This window comes from Streptomyces sp. NPDC026377, from assembly GCF_055567715.1.
Map to the genome: position 1 here is coordinate 293,240 of NZ_JBVHPV010000007.1, position 14,224 is coordinate 307,463.

General features: G+C 73.3%; 10 protein-coding genes. 7 read left to right on the forward strand and 3 right to left on the reverse strand.

Going from position 1 to position 14,224, the window contains the following annotated elements; translation table 11 throughout:
* Positions 1-194: 194 nt before the first annotated feature.
* From ACZ4MU_RS17770 to ACZ4MU_RS17780, 3 genes are read left to right on the forward strand one after another with little or no spacing between them, the layout of a single operon-like run.
* Positions 195-551 (forward strand): hypothetical protein, encoded by a 357-nt coding sequence (locus tag ACZ4MU_RS17770; RefSeq protein WP_365101350.1) that lies wholly within the window; start codon positions 195-197, stop codon positions 549-551.
* Positions 552-585: 34 nt separating this feature from the next.
* Positions 586-2,331, forward strand: coding sequence for a sodium/solute symporter (locus tag ACZ4MU_RS17775; RefSeq protein ID WP_467877021.1), 1,746 nt, complete (start codon positions 586-588; stop codon positions 2,329-2,331).
* Positions 2,328-3,527 (forward strand): sensor histidine kinase, encoded by a 1,200-nt coding sequence (locus ACZ4MU_RS17780; protein ID WP_467877024.1) that lies wholly within the window; start codon positions 2,328-2,330, stop codon positions 3,525-3,527. The genes ACZ4MU_RS17775 and ACZ4MU_RS17780 overlap by 4 nt, the downstream gene beginning before the upstream one ends.
* Here ACZ4MU_RS17780 and ACZ4MU_RS17785 read toward each other — a convergent pair.
* Positions 3,524-4,057, reverse strand: coding sequence for a GNAT family N-acetyltransferase (locus ACZ4MU_RS17785; RefSeq protein ID WP_467877026.1), 534 nt, complete (start codon positions 4,055-4,057; stop codon positions 3,524-3,526). The two genes, ACZ4MU_RS17780 and ACZ4MU_RS17785, sit on opposite strands and share 4 nt — an antisense overlap.
* 188 nt (positions 4,058-4,245) lie before the next feature.
* On the opposite strand from ACZ4MU_RS17785, the gene ACZ4MU_RS17790 reads away from it, so the two are divergent.
* Positions 4,246-5,151, forward strand: a complete 906-nt coding sequence (locus ACZ4MU_RS17790) for a phosphatidylinositol-specific phospholipase C (protein WP_467877028.1) — start codon at positions 4,246-4,248, stop codon at positions 5,149-5,151.
* Between the two features lie 140 nt (positions 5,152-5,291).
* The gene (locus tag ACZ4MU_RS17795; RefSeq protein ID WP_467877219.1) at positions 5,292-7,346 is read left to right on the forward strand and encodes a SpoIIE family protein phosphatase; all 2,055 of its coding nucleotides are present in this window, start codon (positions 5,292-5,294) and stop codon (positions 7,344-7,346) included.
* Between the two features lie 50 nt (positions 7,347-7,396).
* On the opposite strand, the gene ACZ4MU_RS17800 is transcribed toward ACZ4MU_RS17795, so the two are convergent.
* A complete protein-coding gene (locus ACZ4MU_RS17800; protein ID WP_467877031.1) occupies positions 7,397-9,004 on the reverse strand; it encodes a phosphodiester glycosidase family protein in 1,608 nt (535 codons plus the stop codon).
* Between the two features lie 434 nt (positions 9,005-9,438).
* Here ACZ4MU_RS17800 and ACZ4MU_RS17805 point away from each other — a divergent pair, with 434 nt between their 5' ends.
* Positions 9,439-11,559 (forward strand): SpoIIE family protein phosphatase, encoded by a 2,121-nt coding sequence (locus ACZ4MU_RS17805; protein ID WP_467877033.1) that lies wholly within the window; start codon positions 9,439-9,441, stop codon positions 11,557-11,559.
* Here ACZ4MU_RS17805 and ACZ4MU_RS17810 read toward each other — a convergent pair.
* Positions 11,546-12,559 (reverse strand): LacI family DNA-binding transcriptional regulator, encoded by a 1,014-nt coding sequence (locus ACZ4MU_RS17810; RefSeq protein WP_467877222.1) that lies wholly within the window; start codon positions 12,557-12,559, stop codon positions 11,546-11,548. The genes ACZ4MU_RS17805 and ACZ4MU_RS17810 overlap by 14 nt on opposite strands.
* Positions 12,560-12,932: 373 nt before the next feature.
* Here ACZ4MU_RS17810 and ACZ4MU_RS17815 point away from each other — a divergent pair, with 373 nt between their 5' ends.
* The gene (locus ACZ4MU_RS17815) at positions 12,933-14,219 is read left to right on the forward strand and encodes an ABC transporter substrate-binding protein (protein ID WP_467877036.1); all 1,287 of its coding nucleotides are present in this window, start codon (positions 12,933-12,935) and stop codon (positions 14,217-14,219) included.
* The last annotated feature ends 5 nt before the right edge of the window (positions 14,220-14,224 follow it).

The window sequence follows — 14,224 nt, forward strand, 5'->3', positions numbered from 1 at the left end:
TACCTCCGTCTTGGTGTCCGGCCCCCCCGGAGCCGCGTCCAACCTAGGATGCCTAGGTTAAAACCTAGGGTACATAGGTACGTGGGCCGCTCATCCACATCGCGACAGCGCGGGCGTACTCCTCCCGTACTGCCTGGACCGGGCCCTGTCCGGTGGGTCTAGTCTCTGGCGACACACAGCTTGGGGAGGCAGCCGTGCCGCAGGATCCGACGGAACGCCGTGTCGTCGTCACCGGGGTGCCCCGGCGCACCCGCGGACCCGCCGGCTACCGGCCCCGGACCGAGATCGACGAGCAGACCACCCTCGGCCACACCTATGTGCGCTCGCTGATGCGCAGCCAACTGCTCGCCGGTCTCACCGTGTTCGCCGTGCTGGTGCTGCTGGTCGGGCCGCTGCCGCTGGTGTTCGCGGTGCGACCGCAGAACCCCGGGCTCGTCTGGGGCGTGCTCGGCTTCGGTGTCTATCCGCCGCTCGTGCTGCTCGCCCGCTGGTACGTGAAGCGGGCCGAGCGCAACGAACAGGACTTCGCCCGCCTCGTCGAGGACCGCTGAGCGCCCGCCCGGCGCCGCCCAGGAACGTGGACACGTGAACCAGAACTACGCCGTACCGGCCGTGGCCCTCGTAGTGTTCGCCACGGTCCTCGTCGGCGCGCTCGGCCTGCGCATATCCCGGACCACCTCCGACTTCTACGTGGCCTCGCGCACCGTCGGCCCCCGCCTCAACGCCGCCGCGATCAGCGGCGAGTACCTCTCCGCCGCCTCCTTCCTCGGCATCGCGGGCCTCGTCCTCGTCCAGGGCCCCGACATGCTCTGGTACCCGGTGGGCTACACCGCGGGTTATCTGGTCCTGCTGGTGTTCGTCGCGGCCCCGCTGCGCCGCTCCGGCGCCTACACCCTTCCCGACTTCGCCGAGGCCCGCCTCGAATCGCGCTCCGTGCGGCGGTTCGCCGCCGCCCTGGTCGTCGGGGTGGGCTGGCTCTACCTGCTGCCGCAGCTCCAGGGCGCGGGGCTCACCCTCAACGTGCTGACCGGGGCGCCGCGCTGGTTCGGGGGCGTGCTGGTCGCCGTGGTCGTCGTCGCCACCGTCGCCGCGGGCGGCATGCGCAGCATCACCTTCGTCCAGGCCTTCCAGTACTGGCTCAAACTCACCGCACTCCTGGTGCCCGCCCTCTTCCTGGTTCTCGCCTGGCACGGCGACGGCGCCCCGCGCGTCGCCTTCGACGAGCCCGCCGCCTTCCGCGAGCAGCGGTCGGTACGCGTCGACGACACCCTCGACCTCACCCTCGCCGCCCCGCTCACCGTCACCGCGACCGGAACCGTCGACGGCACCCGCCACCAGGGCGAACGCGTGCTCCTGCCCAGCGGCGTCCACCGCGTCGAACGCGGCACCCGGCTCGTCTTCGCCCCCGGCGACCGGGTGCCCGGCAGCGACGCGGGCAGCACGGGCATGTCCACCCCGCTCGCCCACGCCCGCAAGGAACGCCCGCTGTACGCCACCTACGGACTGATCGTCGCCACCTTCCTCGGCACCATGGGCCTGCCGCACGTCGTGGTCCGCTTCTACACCAGTCCGCACGGCGTCGCCGCCCGCCGCACCACGGTCGTCGTCCTCGGCCTGATCGGCGCCTTCTATCTGCTGCCGCCCGTCTACGGCGCCCTGGGCAGGCTGTACGCGCCCGAACTCGCCCTCACCGGACAGGCGGACGCGGCCGTGCTCGTCCTGCCGCACCTGGTCATCGGCGGGGTCGGCGGCAACCTGCTCGGGGCGCTGCTCGCGGGCGGCGCCTTCGCGGCGTTCCTGTCCACCGCCTCGGGGCTGACCCTGGCGGTCGCGGGCGTCCTCACCCAGGACGTGCTGCCCACCCGGGGCGTGCGGCACTTCCGCCTCGCCACCCTGCTCGCGGTCGCGGTGCCGCTGGCGGCCAGCGCCCTGGTGGGCGGGCTGCCGGTGGCCGACGCGGTGGGCCTGGCCTTCGCGGTCTCCGCCTCCTCCTTCTGCCCGCTCCTGGTGCTCGGCATCTGGTGGCGCGGGCTCACCCCGCCGGGCGCGGTCGCCGGAATGGTCGCGGGCGGCGGCTCGGCGCTGCTCGCGGTCACCACCACCATGGCGGGGCTGCCCGGCGGCGGCCCGCTGCACGCCCTGCTCGCCTGGCCCGCCCTGTGGTCGGTGCCGCTCGGCTTCCTGACGATGGTCCTGGTGTCCCTGGCGACCGCGTCCCGCATCCCGGCCGGCACGGCCGCGACGCTGGCCCGGTTCCATCTGCCGGAGGCGCTGTACGCCGGTCAGCGCGGCGGACCGGCGCACTCCGCCCCCCGGCGGGAGCGCGCGTGAACGGGTTCCTCGCCGGGATGTTCGCCGCCGCCCTGCCCCTGGTCGCGGCCGGCTTCTGGGCCGGGCGGCGCACCGCGCGCCCGCAGGGCCTGGGCGACCTGGGCACGCCCGTCGAGCACGCCACGTTCCAGACCCTGCACACCGCCTCCCTCGCCGCGCCCCCGCTGCGTGCCGGGCTCACCCCCGACACCGCGCGCCGCGCCGCCCGGGGCCTGCGCACCCTGCTCGGCACCGACGCGCTGTGCCTGACCGACGGGTCCTCGGTGCTGACCTGGGACGGGGCGGGCGAGCACCACGCCGCGGAGATCCTGGGACGGCTCGGCCGCATCCGCGAGACCGGCCGGGGCGAGGCGTTCCGCATCCGGTGCGACGACGACGGCTGCGCCCTGCGCTGGGCGGTCGTGGCCCCGCTCACCGTCGACGACCGGGTGCACGGCGCCCTGGTGACCTGCGCGCCGCGCGAGTCGGCGGTGCTGGTGCGGGCGGCGGGGGAGGTGGCCCGCTGGGTGTCGGTCCAGCTGGAGCTCGCCGACCTCGACCGCTCCCGCACCCGGCTCATCGAGGCCGAGATCAAGGCGCTGCGGGCGCAGATCTCCCCGCACTTCGTCTTCAACTCCCTGGCCGTCATCGCCTCGTTCGTCCGCACCGACCCGGACCGGGCCCGCGAACTGCTCCTGGAGTTCGCGGACTTCACCCGGTACTCCTTCCGCCGGCACGGCGACTTCACCACCCTGGCCGACGAACTGCACGCCATCGACCAGTACCTGGCCCTGGTCCGCGCCCGCTTCGGCGAACGCCTCTCGGTGACCCTCCAGATAGCCCCGGAGGTGCTGCCGGTGGCCCTGCCGTTCCTGTGCCTGCAACCGCTGGTGGAGAACGCCGTCAAACACGGCCTGGAGGGCAAGACCGACAAGAGCCACATCAGCATCACCGCGCGCGACGCCGGGTCGGAGGCGCTGGTGGTCATCGAGGACAACGGCGTCGGCATGGAGCCCGACCGGCTGCGCCGCATCCTGGCGGACGAGGCCGGCCCGTCCACCGGCATCGGCCTGTCCAACGTGGACGACCGGCTGCGCCAGGTGTACGGGGACGGGCACGGCCTGGTCATCGAGACGGCGGTCGGGGCCGGAATGAAGATCACGGTCCGGCTGCCCAAGTACCAGCCGGGTGTCCACCCGGCGCCGGACACGCCCTAGCCGGCGTACTCCGTGAGGTCGATGGAGTGCACCGCCAGCCGGTTGCCGGTGCGCGGGTCGGTCGTGACCTTCTCGGGGACCATGCCCAACTTGCGGATGACGTTCTCCGACGCGCTGTCGCCCACGCGCGCGATGGCGAGGACCCGGTCGAGGCCGCGGTCCTGGAGGGCGAACTCCAGGGACGCCTGCGCGGCCTCCGAGGCGTACCCCTGGCCCCAGAACTGCCGTCCCAGACGCCACTCGACCGCCACGGCGGGCAGCACCTCGGGCAGGTACCCGGGCACGGTCAGACCGGTGAACCCGGCAAGCTCGCCCGAGCCGAGGAGCTCGACGGCGAAGAGCCCGAAGCCCTCCTCGTCCCACTCCTCCTCCCAGCGCTCGATGTCGTCGGCCGTCTGCTCCAGATCGAGGACCGAGCCGTCCCCGGTCCAGCGCATGACGTCCGGGTCGGCGTTGATGTCGGCCAGGGCGGGCAGGTCGTCCTGGTCCCAGCGGCGCAGGAGCAGACGGGGGGTGTGGATCTCGGTCATGTGCCCATCCTGTCGAATACGGGGCCGAACCGGTAATCAGCGCCTTCGCGCCGGCGGGGCCCGGGACCGCCCGGGCGGCCGTCGGTGGTGTCCGACGTCTGTTCTCCTTGGGCCCGCTGTGCTTCCATGCCACAGCGACGACCGGGTGGGGCCCGCGGGGGCCGCCGAGCGGCAGGGGGAGCGTGGGCATGGACCGGCGGGGATTTCTCACAGCGGCGGCCGTGCTTCCGGCCGCCGGACTCCTGGCGTACGCGGGCGCCGCGCCCGCCGGGGCCCGCACCCTGGGCACCACCGACTGGATGTCGGGTCTGGGCGGCTCGACCGACCTGCGGCAGCTGACGATCCCCGGCACCCACAACACCGGCGCCCGCTTCGGCGGCCTGTGGGTCAAGTGCCAGAACGCCGTCGTCGCCGCGCAGCTGAACGCCGGCGTCCGCTTCCTGGACGTGCGCTGCCGGGCCACCGGCGACGCCTTCGCCATCCACCACGCCGCCTTCTACCAGAACCTGATGTTCGGCGATGTGCTGATCGCCTGCCGCGACTTCCTCGCCGCCCACCCCGGCGAGACCGTGCTGATGCGGGTGAAGCAGGAGTACTCGACGGTGAGCGACGCCGAGTTCCGCCGGATCTTCGACCTCTACCTCGACCAGAAGGGCTGGCGTCCCCTGTTCCGCCTGGACGCCGCGCTGCCCACCCTGGGCGAGGCGCGGGGCAGGGTGGTCCTGCTCGCCGACAACGGCGGTCTGCCCGGCGTGCGCTACGGCGACCCGGCGCTCTTCGACATCCAGGACGACTACAACGCCGAGCCCTTCGGCAAGTACCCCGAGATCGAGGCCCAGTTCCGCAAGGCCGCGGACCGGCCCGGCAAGCTCTACGTCAACTATGTGAGCACGGCCGCGGGGCTGCCGCCCGAGTGGAACGCCGCCCGGCTCAACCCGCAGGTGCGCTCCTACCTGAACGGTTCCGAGGCGGCGGGCCGGACCGGGCTCGGGATCGTCCCCATGGACTTCCCCGAAGCGACCTCGGGTCTCGTCGACGCGGTGCTGCGGCACAATCCCGCCCCCGCCGCCATCCACGCGCGGCCGAACGGGTGACCGGGGGCCGGTCGCGCCACGAGGGGCCCAGTGGGCACCGCCTGCTGATGCGGAGGAAAAACCCCCGAAGTTAAGCTGACGCAGTGGCTGGACGCGACCGACGGCGGATCGGGCCGGGCGAGAGGCTGGCCCTCAACCGCATGGGCAGCTTCGACTGGGACCTGGAGAACGACACCCTCGCGTTCGATGACGCGGGTCTCGCCGTCTTCGACCTCAGACCCGGCGAGTACGACGGGAACCCCGACTCGCTGGCCTCCCGGGTGCCGCCCGAGGAGGGCGCCCGGGTGGAGGGGGTCATAGCCGAGGCCATGCAGACCGGCCGCTCCTCCTACGGCGCCTACTTCCAGGTGAGGCGGCGCAACGGGCACCGGCAGTGGACCCATGTACGCGGGCGCATCCTGCGCGACGACCGGGGCAGCGCGTACCGCGTCCTCGGGATCGTCCGCAACGCCTCCACCGAGCTCACCGAGTTCACCGTGATCAGCCCGCTGGAGGCGGGGCGGCGGCGGATCACCGGCATGGTGCAGGGCACCACGGAGGCCCTCTCCAGGGCGGTGACCGTCGACGACGTCGCCGAGGTCCTGACCGGCAGCGGCGGGCGGGAGCGGTTCGGCGCCGACGGGCTGCTGCTCGGACTGGTCGAGGGCGGCGCGCTCAAGGTCATCGCCATGTCCGGCGACTCGATGGAGGCGCTCGACGAGCTGAAGCTGCACCGCCTGGACGACTCGCTGCCGCTGGCCGAGGCCGTGCTGACCGGCCGGCCCCGGTTCGTCACCTCGCTGGGCGAACTGGGCCACACCTTCCCCCGGCTCGCCCCCTACATCCAGCGCCTGGAGCTGGACGCGGCGGCCTTCCTGCCGCTGATCGCCCAGGCCCGCCCGGTCGGCGGCCTGGCGCTCTTCTTCCGGGGCCGCAGCGACTTCTCCGCCGAGGACCGCAACCTCTGTCTGGGGCTCGCGGGCATCGTCGCCCAGTCGCTCCAGCGGGCCATTCTCTTCGACCAGGAGCGCGAGTTCGCCACCGGCCTCCAGGCGTCCATGCTGCCCCGGCACGTGCCCGAGGTCAGCGGCGCCGAGATCGCGGTGCGCTACCACGCCGCCTGGGGCGGCCGGGAGGTCGGCGGCGACTGGTACGACGTGATCCCGCTGCCCAGGGGCCGGGTCGGCGTCGTGGTCGGCGACGTCCAGGGCCACGACACCCACGCCGCCGCGATCATGGGCCAGCTCAGGATCGCGATCCGGGCCTACGCGGGCGAGGGACACGCGCCCGCCACGGTGCTCGCCCGCGCCTCGCGCTTCCTCGCCGAGCTCGACACCGAGCGCTTCGCGACCTGTACGTACGCCCAGGTGGACCTGGTCTCCGGCGGTGTGCGGGCCGTGCGCGCGGGCCATCTGGGGCCGTTCATCCGGCACACCGACGGCCGGGTGGGCCGCCCCAACCTGCGCGGCGGCCTGCCGCTCGGGCTCGCCAGCGAGTTCGACGACGAGGACTTCCCCGAGACCCGTCTGGACCTGGTGCCGGGCGAGACGATGGTGATGTGCACCGACGGGCTGGTGGAGGAGCCGGGCCTGGACATCACGGCCGGAATGGACTCCCTGGCGGCGGCCGTGCGGACCGGACCCGAGGGGGCGGACGCGCTCGCGGACCACCTCTCCGCCAGCCTCTGGGAGCGCTGGGGCACCGGTGACGACGTGGCCCTGCTGGTGCTGCGCCGCGCCCCCGACCCCGGCACGGCACAGGCCCCCCGGATCCACCAGTACATCCACCAGGCCGACCCCGAGGGCCTGGCCGAGTCCCGGGTGGCCCTGCGCCGGGCCCTGGAGGACTGGGGCTTCGCGGAGCTCGTCGACGACGTGGAGCTGGCCGCGGGCGAGCTGCTCGGCAACGTCCTGCTGCACACCGAGGGCGGCGCCGTCCTCACCCTGGAGGTACTGCCCGAGCCGGTGCGGCGCGTACGGCTGTGGGTGAAGGACCGCTCCAGCGTCCGCCCGCGCCGCCGGACGCCCGGGGAGGCGGCGACCTCCGGGCGCGGGCTGCTGCTCATCGAGGCGGTGTCGGCCCGCTGGGGGGTGGAGCCCCGGGGCGACGGGAAGGCGGTGTGGTGCGAGTTCGTGCCCGAAGGCGCCCTGGGCACGGCCGCGGAGCTGCCGGCCGGGCGGCCGGTGGTGCCGCCCGAGGAGCCCCCGGAGGACTGACCGGCCCGCGCCGCGGCACGGACCGGTCACCCCCGTCCGGACCCAGGTACTCAGGGCTTGATGACCCAGGCGTCGCCCAGCGAGCGCTCGCCCGAGGAGTCCGACGGGTGGTTGATGACGCCGTCGGCCGCCGTGGCCATCACGCTGGAGCCGCCGCCGTCCAGGTTGAGCGCCTCGCGGGCGCCGAGCTGGCGCATCAGCTCGGCGGTCCGCGCGATGCTCAGCCCCTCGCTGTAGCCCGCCTGGCGGCCGTCGACGACCGCCAGCATCAGGCGGCCGCGGTCGTCCACGCCCATCATCGAGCGGGGGTTGGCGCGGTTGGTCCAGTCGTAGGTGAAGGACTGGTCGGAGCCGGACCGGATGATGCCGTCCCCCAGCGCGTTCACCGACACCTGGCCGTGGCGCACCAGGGTCGGGCCGACCTGCATGATCGTGGTGTCCCGGGTGAGCGGGACCGGGCGGCCGTAGCCGTCGCTGACGCGGGTGCGGATGCCGAGCCGGTCGCCCTCGCGCACATGGCCGAGCAGCCACTGGGCGCTGTCCCCGATGGCCTGGAGGGTGGAGCCCCCGGCCGGGACGGCGGCCCCGCGCGAGGAGTTCACCTCGACGACCCGGTTGTTGGCGTCCAGGACCGCCTCGGCGCCCGCGCCGGCCGGCGGGGCGCCCCACTCGGGGGTGAACCGGACCAGCTCGCTGGGGTCGGTGCACTCGAAGTCGTGCTGCGGCTTCTGGGTGGGGGTGTCGCCGCCGACCCCGCCGCAGTTCCAGACGTCGCCGGGGAAGCGGTTGACGCCGTCGATCTCCTGGGTGGCGCCGCCCGGCGTGCGCAGGGTGATGTGTGCCCTGATGGTGTCGACGCGGACGTTGCGGCCGCCCCTGGTGATCAGGATCGCGCCCCGGCCCTGGGTCGCCGAGGCGAGCACCTTGCCGTCCTTGACGTAGAACCCGCCGGGGGCGTCGTTGTAGAACCACTGGCCGTTGATGCCCGCGACCGCGTGCGCCCGGGCGACGAGGTCGGTGGCCGGTTCGGTGCCGTGCAGGGTGGGCCCGAACTCGGTGTCGATCTTGCCGCGGAACTCGCGGAAGTCGACCCGGATGACGTTGACCTTCTGCGGGGCCCCGGGGTCGGTGCCGTCCTGCGCGGTGTAGCGGGTGTCGCCGCTGAACCCGGCGGCCTTGAGCTGGGCCAGCTCCGCGTTCGCCCCGGAGCGCTGGGCGAAGGCGCCCACCCGGACGGTCCAGCCCAGCGTGCCCGCCGCGAGGTCGGCGTACGCGGGCGAGCGGACCTCTTCGACCCGCGGCGTGAAGCCCTCCTCGCGCAGGGCCTCGGCGACCCGGTCCGCGGTGTCCTTCGGGCCGAGCTCGGTGGTGGCCCGGTCGAGCCGGCCACCGGGATCAACCGGCAGGAACACGTGCGCGGTCCAGAAGTCGTCCGCGTTCTTCCTGCCGAAGGTGTACGTGGTGAGGGTGACACCGGGACTGAGGACCCGGGACACCGGCGGCGCGGTGGTCGGCAGCGGCGGCCGGAAGGGTCTGGCGGACGATTCGAGGGAGGGCCGGAGGGCACCGTGGGGGGCGGCCTCGGCGGTCGGGACGACGACCGCGGCGGTCAGGGCGACGGCGGCTGACAGCGCGGTGGCGAGGGTGGTTCGGCGCATGAGGCTTCCTTCAGGGGTGGGAAGGTGCGTCGAAAATTAGATGGTGTGGACATGACTTGCGCTGATACGTGACACGCTGCCCACATGAAGTGACTCTCACTGATGAGTGAACGAGGCGGGCGGCCAGAAGTAGTTGGCCCGGCCGAACTTCAACTGCCGGTCGTACCACGGCTTCCGCGCTCCCCACCGGGGCATGTGTCGCGCTCGGCGTCCCTTCCCCAGTTGATGATCCGTCAGTTATTTCGTCCGATTTATAACGGAGACGGAGGGATCTTCCACGCGAATCGCCGATGCCCGCGCCGCACGTCCCCCGGTCGGCTCCCGCCGCGCCCGCCCCACCCGCCGGGTCCCCCCGCCGTGCGGCGACGGCCGCGGGCGGGCAGCCTGGATCTTCCAGAGGTGTCCCCGCGCGTCCTGGGAGGAGGTGGTCCGCCGTGCCCGACCGGGATGCGCCCGGCCCTCCGCCCGACCGCGCGCCCCCGCACCGGGCGGTGCTCTCCCGGGTGCTGACCGGGCTGCTGGACGACGTCCAGGCGCACTCCGGCGCCGTCTATGTGCTCGATCCCGAGGAGAACGTCCTGGTCATGGCGGCGATCGCGGGGCTGCCGCGGGTCTTCGCCGCGCCCTGGGAGCGGGTGGGGCTCGCCGCCCCCATCCCGGTCGCCGACGCGGCCCGCGAGCGGCGCCTGGTCTGGGTCGGCGGCGAGGAGGAGATGGCGGGCCGCTATCCGCGGATCGCGGTCGTGCTGCCCTACCCCTTCGCCCTGGCCGCGCACCCGGTCGCAACCGCCGGCACCGTCTACGGGGCCGTCTACGCGACCTGGCCCGGCTCGCACCCGGCGGACCTCTCCCGCGCCGAGCGCGAACGCCTCGCCGCCGCCTGCGACCGGCTCGCCGAGTACATGGAGTGGGCCGCCCGCCGGGGCAGACCGGTGCTGCCCGAGTCCGGTGTGCGCCCGGTGGAGCAACCGCCGGGGGAGACCGGCGCCGCCGAGGCCGCCCGGATGGCCGCCCGGCTGCCGTACGGGCTGTGCGCGCTCGACATCGACGGCCGGGTCGAATACGCCAACCAGGCGGCGGCCGACCTGCTCGGCGTCCCCGTGGAGCGCCTGCTCGGCACCCCGCCCTGGGTGACCCTGCCGTGGCTGAACGACCCGATGTACGAGGACCGCTACCGGGCGGCGCTGCTCAGCCAGCAGATCACCTCGTTCGTGGCGCTGCGCCCGCCCGGCGACTGGCTCTCCTTCCGGCTCTACCCGAGCACCACCGGGCTCAGCGTGCGCATCACCCGGGCCCGGGCCACGCCCCGGGGAGGGCGTCCGCAGCGCGACGAGGGAGAGGGGCCGGGGCGGCTGGTGACCATCTCGCACGTGCTGAGCCTGGCCAGCGCCCTCACCGAGGCCGTGGGCGTACGGGACGTGGTCGAGCTGGTGGCCGACGAGATCATGCCGGCGGTGGGCAGCCGCACCCTGGTCATGCTCGGCACCTCCGGCGGGCGGCTCCACGTCCTGGGCCAGCGCGGATACGAGGACCCCTCGCTGGTGGACCGCTTCGACGGGATGCCGCTCACGGCGCACACGCCGGGCGTGCGCGCCCTGCTCACCGGCGTACCCGGGTTCTACGAGTCGCGCGCGCAACTGGAGCGGCTCTACCCGCTCCGCAACGCGACCCCCGACGGCATGGCCGCCTGGGCCTATCTGCCGCTGATCGCCTCCGGCCGGGCCGTGGGCACCTGTGTGCTCGGCTACGCCGAGGAGCGGGCGTTCACGGCCGAGGAGCGCGCGGTGCTGACCAGCGTGGGCGGGCTGATCGCCCAGGCCCTGGAACGGGCGAGCCTCTACGACGCCAAGCACCGGCTCGCCCACGGCCTCCAGGAGGCCCTGCTGCCGCACACCCTGCCGGACCTGCCGGGTCTGGAGGTGGCCGCCCGCTATCTGCCCGCCACCCAGGGCATGGACATCGGCGGCGACTTCTACGACCTGCTGCCCGTCGGGACCGCGGCCGCCGCCGTGATCGGGGACGTCCAGGGCCACAACGTCACCGCGGCGGGCCTGATGGGCCAGGTCCGCACGGCCGTACGCGCCTACACCGCCGTCGGGCAGACCCCGGGCCGGGTCATGGAGTCCACCAACCGGCTCCTGGTCGACCTCGCCGCCGAGCGCTTCGCCAGCTGCGTCTATCTGCACCTGGACACCGCGCGCGGCCGCGCGCTGCTGGCCCGCGCAGGGCACCCCCAGCCGCTGCTGAGGGACCCGGACGGCCGGGTGCGCACGCTGGACCTGGCGGGCGGCCCGCTCCTCGGCATCGAGGCCGAAGCCGCCTACCCGACCACCGAGGTCCCGCTGCCGCCCGGGTCGGTCCTCGCCCTGTACACCGACGGCCTCGTCGAGGTGGCCGGTGTGGACCTCGACGAGTCGGTGGCCGCCGTCGCCGACCGCCTCGCCGAGGTGGGCGGGCGCCCCCTGGAGGAGGTCGCCGACGCCCTCGTACGCCATGTGCGGGAGACCCAGCGGCGCAGCGACGACGTGGCGCTCCTGCTGCTCAGGCCCCGCTGACCGGCGGGGGAGCGGTGCTCTCCCGCTCGATCAGCCGGGGCAGTGGCATCGGGACCGACCGGGCGGCGGCGCCGTCGAGCAGCGCCGTCAGCTCGCGCGCGGCGAGCCGTCCGAACGCGACGGTGTCCCGGGAGAGCGCGGTGAGCCACGGGTGGACCATCCGGCACAGCACCGAGTCCTCCCACGACACGATCGACACGTCCCCGGGCACCGAGAGGCCGAGCCCGGCCACCACCGCCGCGCCGGCCGCCGCCATCACGTCGTTGTCGTAGACCAGCGCGGTCGGCGCCTCCCGGCCGGCCAGCACCCGGCGGGTCACCGCCGCGCCCTCGGTGTCGGAGTAGTCCGTGGTCACCGAGCGCACCCCGGCCAGTCCCCGGCGCTCGGCCTCGGCGCGCAGGGAGCGGATACGGCGGTCGGTGTGGGCGAGTGAGCCGAGGCCCGCGATGTGCACGATCCTGCGGTGGCCGAGCTCGTGGAGCCTGCCGACGACCGCGGCCATCACCCCCGTGTCGTCGGCCCGTACCTGCGACAGGTTCGGGTGCGTGTCCGCGAGCCCGCCGATGACGACGCCCGGCAGCCCCAGTTCGTCGAGCAGCTCCGGGCGCGGGTCGTCGGTGCGCGGATCCACCACCAGGACCCCGTCCACCCGGTGCTCGGCCCACCACCGCCGGTACACCGCGCACTCGGCGGCCACGTCCTCCACCACCTGGAAGAGCAGGCCGAGCTGACGCTCCGCCAGAACTTCCTGGATGCCGGAGATCAGCTGGAGGAAGAAGGAGTCCACGCCGAGGGTCTCCGCCGGGCGCGCCACCACCAGGCCGACCGTGGCCGCGCCCTCGCCGGACAGCGCCCGGGCCGCCGTGCTCGGCCGCCAGCCCAGCTGCTCGGCGACCCGGCGGACCCGGTCCCGGGTGACCTCGGAGACGCCGGGGCGGTCGTTGAGCGCGAAGGACACCGCGCTCTCCGAGACCCCGGCGCGCTGGGCGATGTCCTTCATCGTCGGGCGGCGCGCCGGTGTGCGCCGGGCCGCCTGCGTGTCCCTGCCGGACGGCGGGCTCTCCGTCACCAGTGCCCCTTTCCCCCTGCTTTTGACCGGTCCGCGGCCGGTGAATGCCTCGGCGTACTAATGCGCTTGAGCTCTACGACTCTAAAGCGCATTAGTAGATCGCCGCAACTACCGCGCGCGCAGCGGTGACCTGCGTCTACGCCAGCCAACTTGGGCGCCCTATTGACTTTTTGAAGAAACGCACCGCACAGTCTGCCGATGTGAGCGCCCGGCATCGCATCTCTCCGGGGGGCGGCCCCGAAACCCCCTGAGCGGCCGGGCTTTGCCGTCCGCACGTCTGGTCCGAGCAAAGGAGCCGTACACCGTGCGCATCTCCCGCAGGGCACTCGCCGCTGCCGCCGTCCTCGCCACCGTCCTGCCGCTGAGCGCCTGCTCCGGCGACTCCGGCTCGGACTCCTCCGACGCCTCCGGCAAGGTCGAAGGGAAGATCACCTTCCAGACCTGGAACCTCCAGGCCAACTTCAAGGACTACTTCAACGGCGTGATCGCGGACTTCCACAAGAAGTACCCCGGCACCGAGGTGAAGTGGGTCGACCGCCCCGCCGAGGGCTACGCCGACAAGATCAGCGCCGACGCGGCCGGCGGCACCCTGCCCGACGTCGTCAACGTCTCGCCCGACCTGGTCGCCCCGCTCGCCAAGGCCGGGCTCGCGCTCGACCTCGACAAGGCGGCCCCCGACTACCGCAAGGAGTACCTGCCCGGCGCCTGGGAGAGCCACCGGATACCGGGTGAGCCGGGGACGTACGCCTTCCCCTGGTACCTCAACACCGGCCCGCTGTTCTACAACAAGCGGCTGTTCACCGACGCCGGACTCGACCCGGCGAAACCCCCGAAGACGTACGACGAGGTCTTCGCGGCCGGCCTGCGGATGGCGAAGCAGAGCAACGGGAAGATCGCCACCTTCGCCAATATCCCCACCATCGAGGACTTCGGCCGCTACGGCGTCCAGCAGATGAACACGAAGGGTGACGGCTTCGCCTTCAACGACGCGAAGGGGGTCGAACTGCTGACGAAGTACAAGGAGTTGTACGACGCCAAGGCGCTCGACCCGCAGGCGCTGACGGCAACCCCCGAGTCCACCGGCCACAAGTTCCTCACCGAGTCGGTCGCCATGAACCCCGGCAGCGCCCTCGACCTCGCCAACTTCAAGAAGCAGGCCCCCACGCTCTACAAGAACATCGGGATCACCGACCAGATCAGCAGCACCGGCAAGGCGAACATGTACGTCATGGGCGTGATGGTGAACGCGAAGAGCGACCGGAAGCCCGCGGCCGTCGCCTTCGCGCACTTCGTGACCGACGCGGCCCGCCAGATGCGGTTCGCCAAGAAGGTCGCCATCTTCCCCAGCACCGCGGGCTCCCTGGACGATCCGTACTTCACCAAGGAGGACGGCACCGACGAGACCCGGGTGCGGGTCGCCGCCGCCAAGTCCCTGAAGACGGCCGTCAACTACACACCGGTGCTCTTCAGCGAGCAGATGAAGGTCGCGCTGCGCAACGAGGTGGCCAAGGCGCTCCAGGGCAAGGAGAGCCCCAAGGAAGCGCTTGACAACGCTGTCAAGGCCTGCGACCAGCTGCTGAAGCAGAGCTGAGCCCT

What these genes read in the sequence shown, in the direction of transcription:
- ACZ4MU_RS17785 (WP_467877026.1), bottom strand. Translation starts at nt 4,057, where the DNA reads ATGACCGAGATCCACACCCCCCGTCTGCTCCTGCGCCGCTGGGACCAG.
- ACZ4MU_RS17790 (WP_467877028.1), top strand. Translation starts at nt 4,246, where the DNA reads ATGGACCGGCGGGGATTTCTCACAGCGGCGGCCGTGCTTCCGGCCGCC.
- ACZ4MU_RS17795 (WP_467877219.1), top strand. Translation starts at nt 5,292, where the DNA reads ATGGGCAGCTTCGACTGGGACCTGGAGAACGACACCCTCGCGTTCGAT.
- ACZ4MU_RS17800 (WP_467877031.1), bottom strand. Translation starts at nt 9,004, where the DNA reads ATGCGCCGAACCACCCTCGCCACCGCGCTGTCAGCCGCCGTCGCCCTG.
- ACZ4MU_RS17810 (WP_467877222.1), bottom strand. Translation starts at nt 12,559, where the DNA reads ATGAAGGACATCGCCCAGCGCGCCGGGGTCTCGGAGAGCGCGGTGTCC.